This is a genomic window from Pseudomonas sp. R151218B TE3479, from assembly GCF_053629195.1.
Genome location: NZ_JBRJHV010000001.1, coordinates 3,197,802 through 3,218,020, shown reverse-complemented (window position 1 = coordinate 3,218,020; position 20,219 = coordinate 3,197,802). Strand labels below are relative to the sequence as shown.

18 protein-coding genes and 3 tRNA genes are annotated in these 20,219 nt (G+C 59.0%); 6 read left to right on the top strand and 15 right to left on the bottom strand.

The window, feature by feature from the left end; all coding sequences use genetic code 11:
- Positions 1-51: 51 nt before the first annotated feature.
- The gene (locus tag AB7M32_RS14325) at positions 52-1,182 is read left to right on the top strand and encodes a carbon-nitrogen hydrolase family protein (RefSeq protein ID WP_454250270.1); all 1,131 of its coding nucleotides are present in this window, start codon (positions 52-54) and stop codon (positions 1,180-1,182) included.
- A gap of 2 nt (positions 1,183-1,184) precedes the next feature.
- Complete coding sequence (locus AB7M32_RS14320) at positions 1,185-2,222, top strand: AraC family transcriptional regulator (protein WP_454250269.1); 1,038 nt, start codon at positions 1,185-1,187, stop codon at positions 2,220-2,222.
- 277 nt (positions 2,223-2,499) lie between these two features.
- Here the strand turns inward: AB7M32_RS14320 and AB7M32_RS14315 are convergent, their stop codons facing one another.
- The 10 genes from AB7M32_RS14315 to AB7M32_RS14270 form a co-directional block, all read right to left on the bottom strand.
- Positions 2,500-3,387 (bottom strand): DUF2242 domain-containing protein, encoded by an 888-nt coding sequence (locus tag AB7M32_RS14315; protein ID WP_454250268.1) that lies wholly within the window; start codon positions 3,385-3,387, stop codon positions 2,500-2,502.
- A gap of 330 nt (positions 3,388-3,717) precedes the next feature.
- Positions 3,718-5,589 carry a SurA N-terminal domain-containing protein gene (locus AB7M32_RS14310; RefSeq protein ID WP_072405354.1) on the bottom strand — a complete coding sequence of 624 codons (1,872 nt, stop codon included), beginning with the start codon at positions 5,587-5,589 and terminating at the stop codon, positions 3,718-3,720.
- 224 nt (positions 5,590-5,813) lie between these two features.
- The gene (locus tag AB7M32_RS14305) at positions 5,814-6,086 is read right to left on the bottom strand and encodes an HU family DNA-binding protein (RefSeq protein ID WP_003183171.1); all 273 of its coding nucleotides are present in this window, start codon (positions 6,084-6,086) and stop codon (positions 5,814-5,816) included.
- 149 nt (positions 6,087-6,235) lie between these two features.
- Complete coding sequence (gene lon / locus AB7M32_RS14300; protein WP_454250267.1) at positions 6,236-8,632, bottom strand: endopeptidase La; 2,397 nt, start codon at positions 8,630-8,632, stop codon at positions 6,236-6,238.
- Positions 8,633-8,793: 161 nt separating this feature from the next.
- Entirely contained in the window at positions 8,794-10,077 is a 1,284-nt protein-coding gene (gene clpX, locus AB7M32_RS14295) for an ATP-dependent Clp protease ATP-binding subunit ClpX (protein WP_024778305.1), read from the bottom strand.
- Positions 10,078-10,184: 107 nt separating this feature from the next.
- Positions 10,185-10,826, bottom strand: coding sequence for an ATP-dependent Clp endopeptidase proteolytic subunit ClpP (clpP, locus tag AB7M32_RS14290; RefSeq protein WP_003183177.1), 642 nt, complete (start codon positions 10,824-10,826; stop codon positions 10,185-10,187).
- 93 nt (positions 10,827-10,919) lie between these two features.
- A complete protein-coding gene (gene tig, locus AB7M32_RS14285; protein WP_122568033.1) occupies positions 10,920-12,230 on the bottom strand; it encodes a trigger factor in 1,311 nt (436 codons plus the stop codon).
- Positions 12,231-12,652: 422 nt separating this feature from the next.
- Positions 12,653-12,737: transfer RNA gene (locus AB7M32_RS14280), tRNA-Leu, on the bottom strand.
- Between the two features lie 58 nt (positions 12,738-12,795).
- Positions 12,796-12,871, bottom strand: a tRNA-His gene (locus AB7M32_RS14275).
- Between the two features lie 41 nt (positions 12,872-12,912).
- Positions 12,913-12,989, bottom strand: a tRNA-Arg gene (locus AB7M32_RS14270).
- A gap of 281 nt (positions 12,990-13,270) precedes the next feature.
- Here AB7M32_RS14270 and folD point away from each other — a divergent pair.
- On the top strand, positions 13,271-14,125 hold the full coding sequence (folD, locus tag AB7M32_RS14265; RefSeq protein WP_053120836.1) for a bifunctional methylenetetrahydrofolate dehydrogenase/methenyltetrahydrofolate cyclohydrolase FolD: 855 nt from the start codon (positions 13,271-13,273) through the stop codon (positions 14,123-14,125).
- Positions 14,126-14,456: 331 nt separating this feature from the next.
- On the top strand, positions 14,457-15,395 hold the full coding sequence (pbpG, locus tag AB7M32_RS14260) for a D-alanyl-D-alanine endopeptidase (protein ID WP_454250266.1): 939 nt from the start codon (positions 14,457-14,459) through the stop codon (positions 15,393-15,395).
- Positions 15,396-15,439: 44 nt separating this feature from the next.
- Here pbpG and AB7M32_RS14255 read toward each other — a convergent pair whose 3' ends face one another.
- Entirely contained in the window at positions 15,440-15,634 is a 195-nt protein-coding gene (locus tag AB7M32_RS14255) for a DUF6021 family protein (RefSeq protein WP_072405356.1), read from the bottom strand.
- A 100-nt stretch (positions 15,635-15,734) separates the two neighbouring features.
- Positions 15,735-16,412 (bottom strand): peptidase C39 family protein, encoded by a 678-nt coding sequence (locus AB7M32_RS14250; protein WP_454250265.1) that lies wholly within the window; start codon positions 16,410-16,412, stop codon positions 15,735-15,737.
- A gap of 224 nt (positions 16,413-16,636) precedes the next feature.
- On the opposite strand from AB7M32_RS14250, the gene AB7M32_RS14245 reads away from it, so the two are divergent.
- Positions 16,637-16,801, top strand: coding sequence for a hypothetical protein (locus AB7M32_RS14245; protein ID WP_454250264.1), 165 nt, complete (start codon positions 16,637-16,639; stop codon positions 16,799-16,801).
- Positions 16,802-16,883: 82 nt separating this feature from the next.
- Here AB7M32_RS14245 and AB7M32_RS14240 read toward each other — a convergent pair whose 3' ends face one another.
- Both AB7M32_RS14240 and AB7M32_RS14235 read right to left on the bottom strand, forming a co-directional pair.
- A complete protein-coding gene (locus tag AB7M32_RS14240; RefSeq protein WP_454250263.1) occupies positions 16,884-17,633 on the bottom strand; it encodes a TerC family protein in 750 nt (249 codons plus the stop codon).
- A 26-nt stretch (positions 17,634-17,659) separates the two neighbouring features.
- On the bottom strand, positions 17,660-17,911 hold the full coding sequence (locus AB7M32_RS14235; protein ID WP_454250262.1) for a hypothetical protein: 252 nt from the start codon (positions 17,909-17,911) through the stop codon (positions 17,660-17,662).
- Between the two features lie 139 nt (positions 17,912-18,050).
- Between AB7M32_RS14235 and nhaR the strand changes: the two genes are divergently transcribed.
- A complete protein-coding gene (nhaR, locus tag AB7M32_RS14230) occupies positions 18,051-18,947 on the top strand; it encodes a transcriptional activator NhaR (RefSeq protein ID WP_454250261.1) in 897 nt (298 codons plus the stop codon).
- On the opposite strand, the gene AB7M32_RS14225 is transcribed toward nhaR, so the two are convergent.
- Positions 18,944-20,104 (bottom strand): MFS transporter, encoded by a 1,161-nt coding sequence (locus AB7M32_RS14225; RefSeq protein WP_454250260.1) that lies wholly within the window; start codon positions 20,102-20,104, stop codon positions 18,944-18,946. The genes nhaR and AB7M32_RS14225 overlap by 4 nt on opposite strands.
- Positions 20,105-20,219 lie beyond the last annotated feature (115 nt).

The following is a 20,219-nucleotide window of genomic DNA, read 5'->3' as shown; positions in this document are numbered from 1 at the left end:
AGCTTCTGATGAAAAATCACGAACCTGCACACGGCCGCTGACTGTTCCCCCATGCGCAAATTTCTGTACCTGCTGTTTTCACTGGCCTTGATTGCCGCCCTGGTCACCTACGCACTGTGGACGACCGATCGTCCGGTGGGTCATTACCTATCAGACCTGCGTATCAACCTGGCGGTCGACCAGGGCACGCCCGCCGACCGCGGCAATCTGCTGGGCATCCAGCCCGAACTGTTCCCCACCGACTACCAGAGCCCCGAGCGCCTGCACCGCAAACTGGCGGCCTACCTACAGGCGGCTCGCGACCAGGGTTTTCTCAATGCCAAGACCGTGGTGGTCCTGCCCGAGCACATCGGCACCTGGCTGATGGTCGGTGGCGAAAAAGACGAGTTGTACCAGGCCACCACCCTGAAGGAAGCCATGCACTGGCTGGCGGTCAGCAATCCGCTGGCGTTTATCCAGGCGCTCGTCAGCGCTCAAGGCGATAACCGCCTGGAGGATGCCTACCTGCGCATGAAGGCCGATAACATGGCCCGCGACTATCAAGCGCTGTTTGGCGGACTGGCCAAGGAGTTCGGCATCACCCTGGTGGCCGGCTCCATCGTGCTGCCCGAGCCCAGCGTCAGCGACGGCGAGCTGAAGATTGGCCGCGGCGCGTTGTACAACAGCAGCCTGGTGTTCAGCAGCGATGGCCGGCCGATCGGCCAACCGCAACGCCAACGACATCCGGTATTCGAACAGCAGGATGTGCTGGGCGCCGACCATCCGGTCCCCCCGCTCGTCATCGACACCCCTGCCGGGCGCCTGGGCGTGCTGATTGGCAGCGACAGCTGGTACCCGCTCCACTACCGGCAGCTCAACGAACAGGGGGCGCAACTGATCGCGGTGCCCGCCTTCGTCATCGGTCGCGGCGCCTGGGAAAAACCCTGGAGCGGTTATAAAGGCCTGTCCACACCGAGCGAAGTGAGCCTCAAGCCCGGTGAAGTGAGCGAGGGGCAAGCCTGGCATCGCCTGACACTGACCGGCCAATTGCCCATTAGCCAGGCCCGGGGCGGTGTCAGCGTATTCCTGCGTGGCCAGTTCTGGGACAGCGGCAGCGCCGGCCAGAGTTTCATCAGCCACAACGGCCAGCACTTCCCCGATGGCGAAGCCCGGGGCGCGCGCCTGCTTAACCTGTGGTTATGACCATGAAGCCGCAGCCGATGCGCCTGGGGGACCTGTCAGTAGGCTTCGTCCACAGCCTGGCTGAGGCAATTGCCAGCCATGGGCAAGACCCCAAGCCTCTGCTGGAGCAGTACGGCCTCGATGCCGCGCGCCTGGCCGAGCCCGGCGCACGCCTGTCGATCCCACGCTACATGCGCCTGGGCCACGCCGCGATTCAACAGACCCGGGACCCGGCCCTGGGCCTGCGCATGGGCCAGCTCGGGCGCTTGAGCCAGGCCGGACTGGCGGGCGTTACCGCTGCCCAGGCGCCGACCGTGCGCGAGGCGGCCCGCTGCATGATCCGCTTCGAGCCGCTGTATGGCTCCAACTACCGCGGCCAATCGAGTTTTCATGAGGATGCCCGCGGCGCTTGGCTACGGTTCTATTCCATCAGCCCGTACAACGCCTACAACCGCTTCGTGGTGGATTCGATCATCGCCGGCTGGCTGGCCCAACTGTCCAGTGTCAGCGGCATCGCGCTGCGGCCCGAACGCATCGAAATCGAATTCGAGGAACCGGCGTACCTGGAGGCTTACCGCACGCTCGGAGACTGCCCGATCCAGTTTGGCGCCGAACAGAATCAACTGCGACTGGGCCTGGACAGCCTCGCCCAGCGCAACCCACAGCATTGCCCCAGCACCTGGCACCACCTGGTTCAATTGTGTGAACGGGAACTGGAACAACTGACGCGCACCCGCAGTCTGCGTGAGCGCATCATCCAACTGCTGGGACCGTTGCTCAGCGGAGGCCGGGAACCCGACCTGGAAGAAGTGGCGGCCCGCCTGAAACTGCCGACGTGGACCCTGCGGCGCAAGCTGGCCGAGGAAGGCACGCAATTTCGCGCCATCCTCAACGACACCCGCCGCGACCTGGCCATGACCTACATACGCGATACCGAACTGGCGTTCGGCGAAATCGCCTATTTGTTGGGGTTTGCCTCAGCCGAGGCCTTTCAACGAGCCTTCAAGCGCTGGAACGACCAGACGCCTGGGGAATTTCGTCGCAGTCACAGAGGGCGTTGAGCTTCAAGCGCTAGCTTGCTCTCACAACTCCGTTGCATCTTCGGCGGGTTCCAGCGGGTCCAGTTCATAGGCCTGGTATTCCAGCAGCTCTTCCTGATAATCGTCCATTACGTGTCCTTCCCCTGTCATTGAATCCAATGCCTGATGGCGCTGGCATCAGCATAAAGCTGCTTTATGAACAAAACATGAAGCAAAGGCTTCATGAATTAAACGTAGCACAGGGTCGGGAAATTACCGCGTGAAGTGTGACAGGGCGTAACACCCTGCCACGGGGCTCTCAGGAAGCCGGAAGCGGCTGGATCGGCTCGCTCGGGGCCGGTAACGAGCTGGACGGTGGTGGTGGCGGTGTCACGGTTTCCGACGTCGGCGCGGACTCGAACGACTCTGGCGCAATCGGCGCTGGCTCGCTCGGCGGTGCGACGGGCTCCGACACCGCAGGGGCGGTTTCGACAGGGGCCGGCGCAGCCTCCCCTACCGGCGTGACCGCGGCGGGCGCAGGCGCAACCGGCTCCGACGCAGGTGCTGCAGCTGGAGCCGGAGCCGGCATCAAGGCGGCCGGCTCAACCTTGGTTTCCGGGACGCCCAGCTCCGTTTTTGGCTTATCGGTATTCTCAGCCTTCTCGGCAGTTTTCTTCGCTTCGGGGGGCAGGAACAGCTCCACCAAGGCAAAGAAACGCTCATAGAACTTGGCCGCCGACACGGTTTCGCTGGCGACCTTGACCATCGAATCATCCGAAGAGCCGATAGGCATCGACACCGAACCCAGCACGCCCACACCCAGGCTGGCGGAGTTGTTGGTTTTCTTCAGGGCATAACGGTCCTGCAAGGCGTTGGCGAACATGGTCGCACGGTGTCCGGCACCGCCGTCCTCGGCACAGACCAGGTTGAAACTGATCTCCATGTGGGTCTCGCCGGTCTGCTGGAAACTCTTGTGGCCACTGACCAGCTTCGGATCGCTGCTGGTGATGATGTAGCCCTGGCTGAGCAACGCACGGCGTCCGGCCTCGCAGGTCGCCGTGTCGCTCACTGCGTACGTGCGCGAGAACGTGCCGGAATCATCAAAGTTCTCGTGCTCGTAGATGGCGGCTTTCTTCGACGAGCAACCGGCTGCGGCGGCCAGCACCAATGCAAGCCCGACGGTGCGCATGTGAAATGATTTGAACATTGAACATCCTGAGAGAAACGGTCCGGGGCGTATTGTGCAACAGAACGCGACCTGGCAGCGTGGCTAATCTTGTTTCAAGGGGGTTACAAGTTTACTGGGGGTTGTTTGCAGGAAAAAGACACTAATCCGGTAGATCGACGAACACCCGCTTTTGGGCAACAAGCAGATACAAAAACCTTGGCGTTTTGGCCCGATGCCGCTCAGTTGAGCCGTTGCCGAAGAAATGGATACCCCCCCAAAAAACCAAAAAAAACGGCGCTTCCCATTTCTGAAGAAGCGCCGTTTTTAAGTCAGCTGCATCACAGCCAGGTTTGAAAAAACATCAAGCGATTAGAAACGCTTGATATCCGCCTGACTCTCCAACTGCTTGCGATAGGCCGCGAAGTCCTGCTGACCCACACGGGACGCAAGGTAACGACGATACTCCGCTTTCTCTTCGTCAGTCGGTGCCGCCGCTTCGTTCACGCCGTTCAGACGCACGATCACCAGGCTGCCGTCAGGCAAGGTCACGCTGCTGAACGTCGGCTTGTCCTTGGACTCAGGCTTGGGCATGCGGAACAGTGCTTGCAGCACCGCCGGGTCGATGCCTTCCTGGTTGCGGGTGGCCGCCTCGGTGGCTTTCCAGCCTTGGCCGTCAACCGGTTTGTCCAATGCTGTCTTGCCGTCGCGCAGGCTAGCGATCAGCTCGTCGGCGCGGGTCTTGGCCGCTGCGCTAGCATGTTCCTTGGCCAGTTGAGCACGAATCGGCCCGGCCACTTTTTCCAGCGGCAATTGCTCAGGCTTGCGGTGCTCCTTGGCACGCAGCACCACGACGGTTTCCGGGTCCAGCTCGATGGCGGTGCTGTTGGCACCTTCATCCAGCACTTCCGGGCTGAACGCGGCAGTGACCACGGCGCGATTGGCCGCAATCCCTTCACCGCCTTCACGACCGAACGGGGCCGATGTGTGAACGGTCAGCTTCAGGTCCTGGGCCGGCTGCGCCAGATCGGACGCTTCGAACGAGGCATCCTCCAGTTGCTTGGTCGCCTCCACGAAGCGCTGCTCCACCTGCTGAGTCTTCAGTTCGCGAGTCAGCTTGTCCTTGAGGCTGGCAAAGGTCGGGACTTCAGGCGCTTCGACACCCAGCAGCTTGATCAGGTGCAGGCCGAAATCGGTGCGGACCGGTGCTGAGACCTGGTCCTTGCTCAAAGCGTACAAGGCCTTTTCGAATTCCGGATCGTAGACGCCTGGGCCGGCATAGCCGAGATCGCCGCCGTTGTTCGCCGAACCCGGATCCTGGGAAAACTCCTTCGCCAGGGCTTCAAACGACTCGCCTTTGGCCAGGCGAGCCTGGATCTCTTCGATCTTCGCCTTGGCCTGGGCTTCGGTCACCTTGTCGTTCACTTCGATCAGGATGTGCGCAGCGCGACGCTGTTCGGACAGGTTGGCGATTTCTTTCTGATAGGCCGCTTGCAGGTCTTCGTCCTTGACGCTGACCTGATCGAAGAAAGAGGCTTTCTTCAGCTCGAGGTAATCGATGACCACCTGGTCAGGCGTCATGAATTCCTTGGCGTGTTGGTCGTAGTAAGCCTTGACCTCATCATCGGTCAGCTTGACCGACGCAGGATCGGCCTTGATGTTCAAGGTGGCGAAATCACGGGTCTGCTTTTCCAGGCGCGCGAATGCCAACACTTGGGCATCGGTGACAAAACCGCTGCCCGCCAGGCCGGCGCGCAACTGACCGATCAGCATTTCCTGAGCCAGCATCTGGCGGAATTGCATACGGCTGTAACCCAGCTGGCGGATCACCTGATCAAAACGCTCGGCGCTGAATTTGCCATCGACCTGGAACTCAGGCGTTTGCAGGATGACTTGATCAAGCGCAGCTTCCGAGAAAGCGAATTTCGCATCGTGCGCGCCTTGCAGCAGCAACTTGCGATCGATCAGGCCCTTGAGCGCCGAATCGCGCAGCATTTTTTCGTCCAGCAGGGAAGCGTCGAAATCCTTGCCCAACTGTTGCATGAGCTGACGGCGTTGCATGTCGACCGCCTGGCTCAGCTCGTTCTGGCTGATTTTTTCGCCGTTGACCTTGGCCGCGTCATTGCTGTTGGTGGTGGCTTGAAAAATGGCATCGAAACCGGTCAACGCCATCAATGCGACGATGACCCCGATGATGGTCTTGGCAATCCAGCCTTGTGAATTGTCCCTGATATTCTGCAGCATGCGTCCCCCAGAAACGGTTGAACTTCAAATTTAGGCAACCGTGGAGCGTGGGTAGAATCCGGATAGAAGAAAGGCGCATCCGAGGATGCGCCTTCTCGTAACTGGCGGAGCGGACCGGGCTCGAACCTGCAAGCCCTGGCGTCACAAACCGGTAGCAACCGGTCGCATTACCGCTCCGCTGCCAAGCCAGGCATGACCCCGACCCGGATAAACTCAATGAAACCTTAGTTAACGGCTTCTTTCAGCGCTTTACCAGCTTTGAAACCTGGCTTTTTGGCAGCAGGAATCTCCAGCGTCTTGCCGGTCTGCGGGTTGCGACCGGTACGAGCTGGGCGATCAGTCACGGAGAAGGTGCCGAAACCAACCAGAACAACGGAGTCGCCAGCCTTGAGAGCGCCAGTGACGGATTCGATTACAGCGTCCAGCGCACGGCCAGCAGCAGCTTTCGGGATATCAGCGGATGCAGCGATAGCATCAATCAGTTCCGACTTGTTCACTCTAAGTCCCCTTATATCTATTTGAGATGATTCTAAGTTTTTTTGGTGAAAGCAAAAACGAGTGCTGAATGGCCTGCAGACACTTAAGAGCCGCTTTATAACAAGGGCTCTAAAAAACTGTCAAGGAAGGCCCCCCAGACAAATGCGTATTAATGCGTGCTAATTCTTTCCTTAGAGTCAGACTCTCGCTTTTCTTCCTTTGCGACAATCTCCGGAGCCACATCCGGCAAGGGCTCCGGCGCGTATTGCAGCGCAATTTGCAGGACTTCGTCAATCCATTTAACCGGTTTGATCTGAAGATCTTGCTTGATGTTGTCAGGAATTTCCTTCAGATCGCGGACATTCTCTTCAGGAATGATCACGATCTTGATCCCGCCACGGTGTGCCGCCAGCAGTTTTTCCTTCAGGCCGCCAATCGCCAGGACCTGGCCGCGCAGCGTGATTTCACCCGTCATGGCGACGTCGGCGCGCACCGGTATGCCGGTCAATGCCGAGACCAGCGCAGTGCACATGCCTACGCCGGCGCTTGGGCCGTCCTTGGGCGTAGCCCCTTCAGGCATGTGGATGTGCGTGTCGCGCTTTTCATGGAAGTCCAGGGGAATGCCCAGGCTCCGGGCACGACTGCGCACCACCGTCAGCGCTGCGGTGATCGACTCGACCATCACGTCGCCCAGGGAACCGGTCTTGATCAGTTGCCCCTTGCCCGGCACCACGGCCGCTTCGATGGTCAGCAATTCACCGCCGACCTGAGTCCACGCCAGGCCAGTCACCTGGCCGATCTGGTCCTGCTGCTCGGCCAGGCCGTAGCGGAACTTGCGCACACCCAGGAAGTGCTCCAGCAGGTCCGCAGTGACCTTGACCGCGAAGCGTTTTTCCAGGGCATGTTCCTTGACCGCCTTGCGGCAGACCTTGGCAATCTGTCGCTCCAGGCCACGCACGCCCGCTTCGCGAGTGTAGTAGCGGATGATGTCGCGAATCGCTTCCTCGTCGAATTCCAGCTCGCCTTTTTTCAGGCCGTTGGCCTGGATCTGCTTGGGCGAAAGGTACTTCACGGCGATGTTGATCTTCTCGTCTTCGGTGTAGCCCGGCAGACGAATCACCTCCATCCGGTCCAGCAATGCCGGCGGAATGTTCATGGAGTTGGAGGTGCAGAGGAACATCACGTCCGACAGGTCGTAGTCGACCTCGAGGTAGTGATCGTTGAAGTTGTGATTCTGCTCAGGATCGAGCACTTCGAGCAACGCAGAGGCGGGATCGCCGCGCATGTCGCTGCCCATCTTGTCGATTTCGTCCAAAAGGAACAGCGGATTGCGCACGCCGACCTTTGTCATTTTTTGAATCAATCTTCCTGGCATCGAACCGATGTAGGTCCGGCGATGACCACGAATTTCCGCCTCGTCACGCACGCCACCCAAGGCCATGCGGACGAATTTGCGGTTGGTCGCATGGGCAATCGACTCCGCGAGGGAGGTTTTACCGACCCCGGGAGGACCGACCAGGCACAGGACCGGGCCGCGAATCTTTTTCACGCGTTTCTGTACGGCGAGATACTCAAGGATGCGTTCCTTGACCTCTTCCAGGCCGTAATGGTCGGCGTCGAGGATGTCTTCGGCGCGTGCCAGGTCCAGACGCACCTTGCTCTGGGCTTTCCACGGCACCTGGACCAGCCAGTCGATGTAGGAGCGCACCACGGTGGCCTCGGCAGACATCGGCGACATTTGCTTGAGCTTGTTCAACTCAGCCTGAGCCTTGGCCAAGGCATCCTTGGGCAAGCCAGCGGCATCGATGCGCTTTTTCAGCTCTTCGATTTCGTTGTGACCTTCGTCGCCATCGCCCAGCTCTTTCTGAATGGCCTTCATCTGCTCGTTCAGGTAGTACTCGCGCTGGCTGCGCTCCATCTGCTTCTTGACGCGACCGCGAATGCGCTTCTCGACCTGCAACAGATCGATCTCGCCGTCGAGCAATGCCAGCACGTGCTCGACACGGGCCGACAGGTCGATGATCTCGAGGATTTCCTGCTTCTGCTCGATCTTGAGGGCCATGTGGGCCGCCATCGTATCGACCAGCCGCCCAGGCTCGTCGATGCTGTTGAGCGACGACAGGACCTCTGCAGGCACCTTCTTGCCCAGTTGCACGTATTGTTCGAACTGTGACAGCAGGCTGCGGACAAATACCTCTGATTCACGCTCGGGCGCATTGACTTCTTCGATCAGCGACACTTCGGCCCGGCAATGGCCGTCCACTTCGCTGAAACGTTCGACAGTACCGCGCTGCTCGCCTTCGACCAGGACCTTGACGGTACCGTCGGGCAACTTGAGCAATTGCAGAACCGTTGCAATCGTACCTACGCGATACAGTGCATCTTCGCCGGGATCATCGTCGGCTGGATTTCTCTGAGCCAGCAGAAGAATCTGCTTGTCACCCGTCATCGCAGCCTCGAGGGCTTCGATGGACTTCTCGCGCCCCACGAACAGCGGGATAACCATGTGCGGATACACCACGACATCGCGCAATGGCAGGAGAGGCAATTCGATGGTTGTCTTCATGATTTCGCCTCTACGGCGGCCCTAGGGCCGGAAACAGATGGAAGTAAGCTTGAAACCAAGATGGGGGCAGCCTTGAAAAAAAACAAGCGCTAAGACACGTCTAAAACACGCTAAAAGCAAAGGGGCCCGAAGGCCCCTTCTTTATTCCGGCAGCGGGACGCTTATGCGTCCGGTGCGGCCTTGGCAGCCGGCTCACTGTTTTCATAGATATACAGTGGCTTGGACTTGCCTTCTATAACGCTTTCGTCGATCACGACTTTACTCACCTCGGACTGCGAGGGGATTTCATACATCGTGTCGAGCAATACGCCTTCGAGAATCGAGCGCAACCCACGGGCACCGGTCTTACGCTCCAGGGCACGTTTGGCGACCGATTTCAGCGCGTCGGAACGGAATTCCAGGTCTACACCTTCCATTTCGAACAGCTTGGCATACTGCTTGGTCAGGGCGTTTTTCGGCTCGGTCAGAATCTGCATCAACGCCGCTTCATCCAACTCATCCAGCGTCGCCAGGACTGGCAGACGACCGACGAATTCCGGGATCAGACCGAACTTGACCAGATCGTCAGGCTCGACTTCACGCAGGGACTCACCGACCTTCTTGCCCTCTTCCTTGCTGCGTACTTCGGCATTGAAACCGATGCCACCACGGGTGGAACGGTTTTGAATAACCTTTTCCAGCCCGGAGAACGCACCACCGCAGATGAACAGGATGTTACGGGTGTCGACCTGCAGGAATTCCTGCTGCGGATGCTTGCGACCACCTTGGGGTGGAACGGAAGCGACCGTGCCTTCGATCAACTTGAGCAAGGCCTGCTGCACGCCTTCACCGGAAACATCCCGGGTGATGGACGGGTTGTCGGACTTGCGGGAAATCTTGTCGATTTCATCAATGTAGACAATACCCATCTGGGCTTTTTCCACATCGTAGTCGCACTTCTGCAACAACTTCTGAATGATGTTCTCGACGTCTTCACCTACATAACCCGCCTCGGTGAGGGTGGTTGCGTCGGCGATGGTGAACGGAACGTTCAGCAAACGAGCCAGGGTTTCGGCAAGCAGGGTCTTACCCGAGCCTGTCGGGCCGATCAGCAGGATGTTGCTCTTGCCGAGTTCGACCTCGTCATTCTTTTTGTCACGTTGGTTCAGGCGCTTGTAGTGGTTGTACACCGCTACGGCCAGTACCTTTTTCGCACGTTCCTGACCAATCACATACTGATCAAGGATGCCGCTGATTTCTTTAGGCGAAGGCAATTTATGCGCGCTGCTCTCGGCCTGGGCTTCCTGCACCTCCTCGCGGATGATGTCATTGCACAGGTCGACGCACTCGTCGCAAATGAAGACCGAGGGGCCGGCAATCAATTTGCGCACTTCATGCTGGCTTTTGCCACAGAAGGAGCAATAGAGCAGTTTGCCGTTGTCCTCGCCGTTGCGGGTGTCAGTCATTCGATCGATCCAAATCCGATAGGCTTGCAACACAAGATGAAGGCAATTGCGGGCTTTTTCAAGCCCGCAGGCGGCCGGTCATCCCAACCACCTGCATTTTGAGCGGCTTAGGCAGGCATTTGACGCTTGTTGATCACAGAGTCGATCAGGCCGTATTCGGCTGCACGCTCGGCGCTCATGAAGTTGTCACGCTCGGTGTCGCGCTCAATGGTTTCGAGGCTCTGGCCGGTGTGATGGGCGAGCAACGAATTCAGGCGCGAACGAATGTGGAGGATTTCCTTGGCATGGATGTCGATATCCGACGCCTGGCCCTGGAAGCCGCCCAATGGCTGGTGAATCATCATCCGCGAGTTAGGCAGGCAGTGACGCTTGCCCGCTGCGCCGCCGGCGAGCAGGAAGGCACCCATGCTGCAGGCCTGGCCGATGCAGATGGTGGAGACGTCAGGCTTGATGAACTGCATGGTGTCGTAGATCGACATGCCCGCAGTCACCGAACCGCCAGGTGAGTTGATGTACAGATGGATATCCTTGTCCGGGTTTTCCGCTTCAAGGAACAACAGCTGCGCCGCGACCAGGTTGGCCATGTAGTCTTCAACGGGGCCGATCAGGAAGATGACGCGTTCCTTGAGCAGGCGCGAGTAGATGTCATAGGCACGTTCGCCGCGGGCGGACTGCTCGATAACCATCGGGACCAGGCCGCCTGCGGCCTGGATGTCAGAGCTCTGCTGATAAAAAGAATTGCGGGACATGTCTCGCAGTCACTCCCAAATAGTTATGTCTTGAATACGCATAAGCCAGCGCGAAGGCTGGCTTATGGGTGTTTATTTCTTACCGCAGAACCATCAATCGGCTTGTGGAGCTTCCACCGGCTTGACCGCTTCTTCGTAAGAGACCGCTTTATCGGTCACGCTAGCTTTCTGCAGAACAGTATCCACAACTTGTTCTTCCAGCACAACCGAACGGACTTCGTTCAGTTGCTGGTCGTTCTTGTAGTACCAGGACACGACTTGCTCAGGCTCTTGATAGGCCGAGGCCATTTCCTGGATCAACTCGCGAACGCGGGCTTCGTCAGGCTTGAGCTCGAACTGCTTGACCACCTCGGCAACGATCAGGCCCAGCACGACGCGGCGCTTGGCTTGTTCTTCGAACAGCTCTGCCGGCAGTTGGTCCGGCTTGATGTTGCCGCCGAACTGCTGCACAGCCTGCACGCGCAGACGGTTCACTTCGTTGTCCAGCAGGGCCTTTGGCACTTCGATCGGGTTGGAAGCCAGCAGACCGTCCATGACCTGGTTCTTGACCTTGGACTTGATGGCCTGGCGCAGCTCGCGCTCCATGTTCTTGCGAACTTCGGCGCGGAAACCTTCCAGACCGGTTTCCTTGATGCCGAACTGAGCGAAGAACTCTTCGTTCAGCTCAGGCAGTTTCGGCTCGGAAACGCTGTTGACGGTCACGGTGAACTCGGCGGCTTTGCCAGCCAGGTCCAGATTCTGGTAATCCTCGGGGAAGGTCACGTTCAGAACGCGCTCTTCACCAGCCTTGGCGCCAACCAGGCCGTCTTCGAAGCCAGGAATCATGCGACCGGAGCCCAGCACCAGCTGGGTGGCCTTGGCGGAACCGCCAGCGAACACTTCACCGTCGACCTTGCCGACGAAATCGATGTTCAGCTGGTCTTCGTTCTGGGCAGCACGCTCGGTCACTTCGAAACGGGTGTTCTGCTTGCGCAGGATGTCCAGCATCTTGTCCAGGTCGGCATCCGACACGTCAGCGCTCAGGCGCTCGACAGCGATGGACTCGAAACCGGCAACCGTGAACTCCGGGAACACTTCGAACGTGGCGACGAATTCCAGGTCCTTGCCTTTTTCCAGCACTTTAGGCTCGACGGACGGTGCGCCAGCCGGGTTCAGCTTCTGCTCGACGACCGCTTCGTAGAACGAAGACTGGATCACGTCGCCCACGGCTTCCTGACGCGCATCAGCTTCGTAACGCTGACGGATCACGCTCATTGGCACTTTGCCTGGGCGGAAACCTGGGATTTTGGCCTTTTGGGCAGTCTGCTGCAGACGCTTGTTGACCTGAGTCTCGATGCGCTCAGCCGGCACGGTGATGCTCATGCGGCGCTCAAGAGCAGAAGTATTTTCAACAGAAACTTGCATGGATATTCCTCGTTGCACAGACGTTGGCCGGGCGTTTCCGACCCCAGAATCAAGGGCATGCATTCTAGTAGGTCAAACTCAAGAAGTCACCCTACTGAAAACGCGCTGGAAACAGGCGCCGGATTTAGGCTGGGGCAAACGGTCATGCCCCACCCGGATTGCAAATACCGTCGATTCAGTCCAAGGCTCTGCGCCAACGCTTCTATATATAGAAGCGGCTTGTCCGGTCGCGCAGCGCCCCGCCCCACAAGGAGACCAACGGGCATACCGCGCATCATCACGAAACACATTCGCGACAAACCGACCGCTGCGCACAACCGCAAAAACAGTATCGACGCCAAACACAGAACCACTGGAAACAAAAACGGCGCAGCCCCTTTCAGGTACTGCGCCGTTTTCTGCTATTTAAATAGCCACTTGTATGGTGCGGACGGAGAGACTCGAACTCTCACACCTTGCGGCGCTGGAACCTAAATCCAGTGTGTCTACCAATTCCACCACATCCGCGTATCAAGCTTTTAAAGCAAAGGCGCCAGATTGTTAGATCTGGCGCCTTTCTAGAATATGGGGTGGACGATGGGGATCGAACCCACGACAACGGGAGTCACAATCCCGTGCTCTACCAACTGAGCTACGCCCACCATATTGCCTTGTTGCCTTACTTGTGCCAAAGCTGCCTAATTGGCGCACCCGGCAGGACTCGAACCTGCGACCATCCGCTTAGAAGGCGGATGCTCTATCCAGCTGAGCTACGGGCGCCTTTTTAATCTGTATTCTTGGACGATTACAAACTAAGTGCTTTCAGTTTTGCCGAGTTGAAACAACCAACTCCGCTCCACCTTCTTAACCAGTGCTAGGCTGTGCCCGACAAGTGCGACGAATGTTATAGACGGCCTGATAGGTCGTCAACTCTTTTTTAAAAAAAATTCATTTAATTAAAGGGGTTAGGGGAATTTGCAGACCAAGCGCCTTTGCCCTCACGCCCCGGCATGCGAGAATGCGTTCTCTTTTTTTCCCCTCTCGATGGTTAACCACGCGCAATGACTGCACAACTTATCGACGGCAAATCGATCGCCGCCAGCCTGCGCCAGCAGATCGCCCAACGAGTCACCGAGCGCCGCCAGCAAGGCCTGCGTACGCCCGGCCTTGCGGTGATCCTGGTCGGCAGCGATCCTGCCTCTCAGGTTTATGTCTCGCACAAGCGTAAAGACTGTGAAGAGGTCGGCTTCCTTTCCCAGGCCTACGACCTGCCTTCCGAAACCACCCAGCAAGCGTTGGCCGATCTGATCGATCGCCTGAACGACGACCCGAACATCGACGGCGTGCTGCTCCAGTTGCCGCTGCCTGAACACCTCGACGCCTCCAAGCTGCTGGAGCGTATCCGCCCGGACAAAGACGTCGACGGTTTCCATCCTTATAACGTCGGCCGCCTGGCCCAGCGTATCCCACTGCTTCGTCCCTGCACCCCCAAAGGCATCATGACCTTGCTGGAAAGCACTGGTGTGGACCTGTATGGCCTCGATGCCGTGGTGGTGGGGGCGTCCAACATCGTCGGCCGCCCGATGGCCATGGAGTTGCTGCTGGCCGGCTGCACCGTGACCGTGACCCATCGCTTCACCAAGGACCTGGCCGGCCATGTCGGCCGTGCCGATCTGGTGGTGGTGGCCGCCGGCAAACCCGGGCTGGTCAGGGGCGAATGGATCAAGGAAGGCGCCATCGTCATCGACGTGGGCATCAATCGCCAGGACGACGGCAAGCTGGTGGGTGACGTAGTCTACGAGACCGCCCTGCCCCGCGCTGGCTGGATCACCCCGGTACCCGGCGGCGTAGGCCCGATGACCCGCGCCTGCCTGCTGGAAAACACGTTGTACGCGGCCGAGACGCTGCATAGCTGATCGACGCGCCAACAAAGACTCTGTGGGAGCGAGCTTGCTCGCGATAGCGGTGCACCGGCCAACATCCAAGTTGACTGACACACTGCTATCGCGCGCAAGCTCGCTCCCACAGGTGTTTCCGGGGTCCGGACTTAGTCGCCAGGTATCGATCGCGCAAACTACAAAATTTTCAGATTCGATTCGCCAGAATCCCCCTTCATTAAACTTTATTTATTCACAAGCCTTGGCGATACAGGCATATAGCGCTGCCATCGCCCATACTCCTAAAATGCGACGTTTTTTTTAAAAGTCGTTGCTCAACGGCACCTTCAACTCCATCGAGTCTACTCGCGTGAAAATCCGCCTTTCGATCATCAGCCTGTTCATCGCTTTCACAGGCCCCTTCATCACGCAAAATGCCGTTGCACAGGAAACCATCGCGGCCCCTCGGGATGCGGCCAAGCTGCAAGTCGCCTCGGGCAGCGCGATGCTGTTGGACCTGCAGACGGATAAAGTCGTTTATTCGAGCAATCCGGACGTGGTAGTGCCCATCGCATCGGTGACCAAATTGATGACCGGCCTGATTGTGCTGGATGCCAAACAGAACCTGGACGAATACATTTCCATCACCATCGCCAATACCCCAGAGATGAAGGGCGTGTTTTCCCGGGTCAAGCTCAACAGCGAACTGTCGCGCCGCGATGTACTGCTGATCGCCCTGATGTCTTCGGAAAACCGCGCCGCCGCCAGCCTCGCCCACCACTACCCGGGCGGCTATGCGGCGTTCATCGCCGCCATGAACGCCAAGGCCAAGGCTCTGGGCATGACCAGCACCCATTACGTCGAACCCACAGGCCTGTCGATCAACAACGTCTCCACCGCCCGGGACCTGACCAAGCTGTTGATCGCCGCCCGCAAGTACCCACTGCTGAGCGAACTGAGTACGACCAAGGAAAAGACCGTTACCTTCCGCAAGCCTGTGTACAGCCTGGGATTTCGCAACACCGACCACCTGGTCCACAAGGCCAACTGGGATATCCAGCTGACCAAGACCGGCTTCACCAACCAAGCCGGCCACTGCCTGGTGCTGGTGACGAAAATGGGCAATCGCCCGATGGCGCTGGTGATCCTCGACGCCTTTGGCAAGTACACGCACTTCGCCGATGCCAGCCGGATTCGTAGCTGGGTGGAAACCGGAAAAAGCGTCGCCGTGCCAGCGGTGGCCCTGCAATACAAGGCCGCCAAGAATCTCAAGAGCCGCCAAAGTGGCGTGGTGGAAGCATCCAAGTAATCCAACGGCACAATAAAAAGCCCCGACTCGTCGGGGCTTTTTATTTATGGCTTCAAGTCACCCAGCGGATCATAGGACTTGGGCTTGCGCTCATCCTTCTTGTCCAGGGGCGCCTTGGCCGGCCCTACCGGGTCGACCTGAGGATCCTCAAGGTCCGGCGAGTCCGGATCGAATCCCAGGTCATCACCGCTGGAATGCTCTGATGAATGTGGCCCCGTAGGTGTTTTCGACTGTGCCATCGTGCCTCCTCCAATCACGGTCGGAAAAATGCCCAACCCTGAGGATAGGAGCCTCAGGCCTGCCGGGTTGTGCCCGGCAAGTGACGAACGGGGCGATCGATCAATGCGCTGCGCCCAAAGCCTTGGTGGCCCGCGCCGCGGCTTGTTCCTGCCCTGCCCCACCCAGATCAGCCGCCGCCTTCAGCCAACGTTGCGCGTCGACATTGGCGGGAAGCTGCGTGGGTCGCTGGACCAGCACCGCCCAGCCGCCCGCGCTCTGGAAGGCCGACTCGAAAGCACTGAAGCTCATCAACTGTCGGCGGTTCATGCCGGCACGCAGCAACACCGTCTGCTTCTGCCGGTTGTAGCCGGCGAGAATCCCATACCGAGGCGCGGCCCAGAACGCCGAACCGTCGATATAGCGCACCAGCACCGGATAGCCCGCCGCGACCTGCTCCAACAGCGCAGGCAGCTTGGCGTCCAGGGGATACACCAGCAACCCGTACTCCCGCGCCAGGGTGGGCATATTCTGCTGCAAACCGGCTTCGCCACCGGGCAGGTGCAATGGTTTTTCCAGCAGCCCCGGGGTGATGACAGTGCCTTGCAACGTCAGCAAGGCGGCCAGGGACTGCGGAGCCCCCTGGTACATTTCGCCACGATAGAACGGCACGCTGTTGAGCTCCACCCGCTCGGGCAGGCGCTGGATCTGCGGCGATACGCTGCCCGCGCAACCCGCCAGGGCGACGAGGCAGGACACCGCCAGTACCAGTGATCGAAACGATGAAATGACCGGCGACATGACGACTCTCTTGTTCAGGCACCCGGCATCCGGGCCGGGCTTGGGTCGACGATCATAAGGTGCGCACAGCCCTGGGTATAGCCATAACCATCGTTTTACGGCGGCAATAGAACGAACCGATCCGAACCCCAACGCCATGGATCGATTAGCTGCAACACTTGAGCGACTAGACTGTCCATTGTACTAGGTGCGATATCCCGAACCGGGGATAGAAGGAGGCACAAATGAGCCTGACGACGACAATCCTGATGCTGATATTCGGCTGGCTGAGCGTAGCCACGGCCATGCTGTGGGGGGTGCTTCGAATCGCTCGGCGCCATCATCATGCACCACCTTCGCCATCGGAAAAAGCCGCCAAACCTGCCCGGCGCCACGCCGCCGCACACTGACCTTTCACTTTCAAACCCGTAGCGCTCATCCAAAAAAAAAGCCACCCGGGCCTGGACCCGGGTGGCTTCTGTGTGCCTGGAATCAGGCGTTGTCGGCCAGTGCCTTTTCCCTGGCCCGACGGGACAACATGTTCAACACCTCGATCGCCGCCGAGAACGCCATGGCCGCATAGATATAACCTTTCGGTACATGGGCACCGAAGCCTTCGGCGATCAGCGTCATGCCGATCATGATCAGGAAGCCCAAGGCCAGCATGACCACGGTCGGGTTGTCATTGATGAACTTGGCCAGCGGTTCAGCCGCCAGCAGCATCACCAGCACCGATACAACGACGGCGATGATCATGATCGGCAGATGCTCGGTCATGCCCACAGCGGTGATGATGCTGTCGATGGAAAACACCAGGTCCAACATCAGGATCTGACCGATGGCCGCGGCAAAGCCCAGGGTCACGCCGGACGTGGCCGACTTCGGATCATTTGGCGCTGGGTCCATGCTGTGGTGGATTTCAGTGGTCGCTTTCCACAGCAGGAACAGGCCACCGGCGATCAGGATCATGTCTTTCCAGGAGAACGCCTGGCCCAGGATTTCGATGACCGGTTCGGTCAACTGCACAATGAAGGCAATGGTGCTCAACAAGCCCAGGCGCAGGATCAGCGCCATGCCGATACCGATCCGCCGCGCCTTGGCACGATGCTGTACGGGCAGCTTGTTGGTCAGAATCGAAATGAAGATCAGGTTATCGATGCCAAGCACGATTTCCATCACGACCAGAGTCGCCAGGGCGATCCACGCGGTGGGGCTGGCGGCGAGCTGTAAAAGATAATCCATGGGTCAGTCCTGACTGATGTGACGCGTTAGATGGTTTTGGTAGGGGTTTGTGTTTCGTCAGCTTCTTCCGCCGGCTCTTTCTTCGGGCTGATCAAGCCACCGGTGGCTTCGCTGATCGCCTGTTCGGCGGCCTTGTGGGTATCGTCGATGGCCTGCTTGGCGGTTTCCGCTGCCTGTCCCATCAGTTGCTGGGCACTTTTTTCAGCCTGTTCACAACCCGCCAGTGTCGTTACGGACATCACCAACAGGGCTGCCAGCCCCAGGGATTTGTATGTCATGGAATGAATGCCTCTTGGGAGAATAAAAGGAGCACGAAAGTGGCCCACCAATGGCGAGGCATTCTAGAGACGCGGATACTTCAGGAAAATTCGTATTTTTAGCGGTTATACTTCGGTTTTTACGAATCAATGTGAACCCATGCTCAATTATCGGCAACTGCATTACTTCTGGGTGGTGGCGAAAACCGGCAGCATCGTGCGCGCGTGCGAACAGTTGAACCTGACGCCACAGACCATCAGCGGCCAGATTTCCCTGTTCGAGCAGACGTACAACATCAAATTGTTTCGTCGTGTCGGGCGGCAACTGGAACTGACCGAAGCCGGCCGCCAGACGCTCCCCTACGCCGAACACATGTTCCAATTGGGCGGTGAGCTGGAACTGATGCTGCGGGCCCAGCCCAACGAACAGCAAACCCTGTTCCGGGTCGGGGTGGCGGATGTGGTGCCCAAATCCATCGTCTATCGACTGCTGGCACCGACCATGGAATTGAGTGAGCCGCTGCGCATCACTTGCCGCGAGGACAAGCTCGAACGGCTCCTGGCGGACCTGGCGATCCAGCGCCTGGACCTGGTGATTTCCGACAGCCCGATGCCGACTCACCTGGACATCAAGGGCTACAGCCAGAAACTGGGGGAATGCGGGATCAGTTTTTTCGCCACCGCCGCGCTGGCCAAACGCTACGGGCAGGATTTCCCCCATGGCCTGCATGACGCTCCGCTATTGATTCCCGGGCCGGAAACCGTGGTGCGAAGCCGCTTGCAACGCTGGTTCGCCGAACAACAGATCCAGCCGCGCATCGTCGGTGAATTCGACGACAGCGCACTGATGCAGGCCTTCGGTCAATCCGGCAGCGGGATTTTCATCGGCCCGAGCGTGATCGCCGAAGAGGTCAAGCGCCAATACGGCGTAGAAGTGATCGGCCAGACCGATGCGGTGAGTGAATCCTTCTACGCCATTTCCGTGGAACGCAAGGTCAGCCATCCCGGCATCGTTGCGATTGCCGAAGGTGCGCGTCGCGAGTTGTTCAGTGCTTAGCCATCCATGCAAGTCGCGCGGGGCTTGACGGTCATCAGCAGCAACGCCAGCAGAATCGATACAAAGATGAACCCGGCTGCCGCGAACCCGACACTGCCCAGGCCCAGGTTATCGATGACTCGGCCACCGACCATCGCCCCCATGCCAATCCCCAGGTTGGCCCCGGCAATGTTCAACGAGGCGGCAAACGCCGGGGCCTGCGGGGCCGCCTTCATCAGCCGCACATGACTGACCAGGAACAACGCGGCCTGGGTCACGCCCCAGATGCCCATCGCCGCCGCCAGCGCGAGGGGCGAATGAATGCTCGGCACCAACGCCACCATGCCGCCGATCAGGAACAGGCAGAACACCATCGACGCAATCAACGGATGCCGGTCCACCGCACGGCCGCCCAGGGAATTGCCCAACAACCCGACTGCGCCAAAGCCCATCAGGCACCAGCCCACCAGGGTGCCATCGAATCCGGCGAGGCGCTCGAGGATATCCGCCAGATAGGTGTAGGCGGTGAACATGCCGCTGAACACCAGGATCGACAACAGCACGTGCCCCTGCATCAGTGGGCTGCGCAGGATCTTCAATTGGGAGCGGAAGCTCACCTGATGCTGGTGCAAATTGGTTTTCGGCAAATAAATAAACAGCAATAAGGCCTTGGCGAAGGCAATGACCGCCAGGATCGCAAACGCGCTGCGCCAGCCAAACGCATCGGCAATCAACGTACCCACGGGGATGCCAAACACCGTGGCGCAGACGATGCCGAAGCCGATCCGGGCGATGGCTCGCCCAGCCAACTGCGGCCCGACAATGTCCACCGCCGTTTCACTGGCCAGCGCCCAGAACACCGGCAGGCCCAGGGCGGGGATCAACCGAGCAATGGCCATCACCCAGATGTTGGGGGCGAAGGTGGCCAGCAGGTTGGCCAGGCCGAACATCACCAGCACGCTGATAAACAGCTTGCGCCGCTCGAAGCGAGCGAACCACGCCGTCAGGAAGGGCCCGAATGCCGCCACCGTAAACGCGAACAACGTCACCAGCAGCCCAGCCTGGGGAATGGTGACGTGCAGATCGCGGGCGATGGACGGTAACAGGCCAACGATGACGAATTCCGTGGTCAGCACGGTAAAACCGGCGGCCGACAACAGGAAAATGGGTAACAACATGCAGAACTCCAGCAAAACGACGACACCAGCGCGAGTGGCCTGTGTGGTTAGTTCGTTAGTTCAAGTTCGGATGACAGGAGTCCATAGCCAAGGCGCTGCGACGAGTCATAGCCCG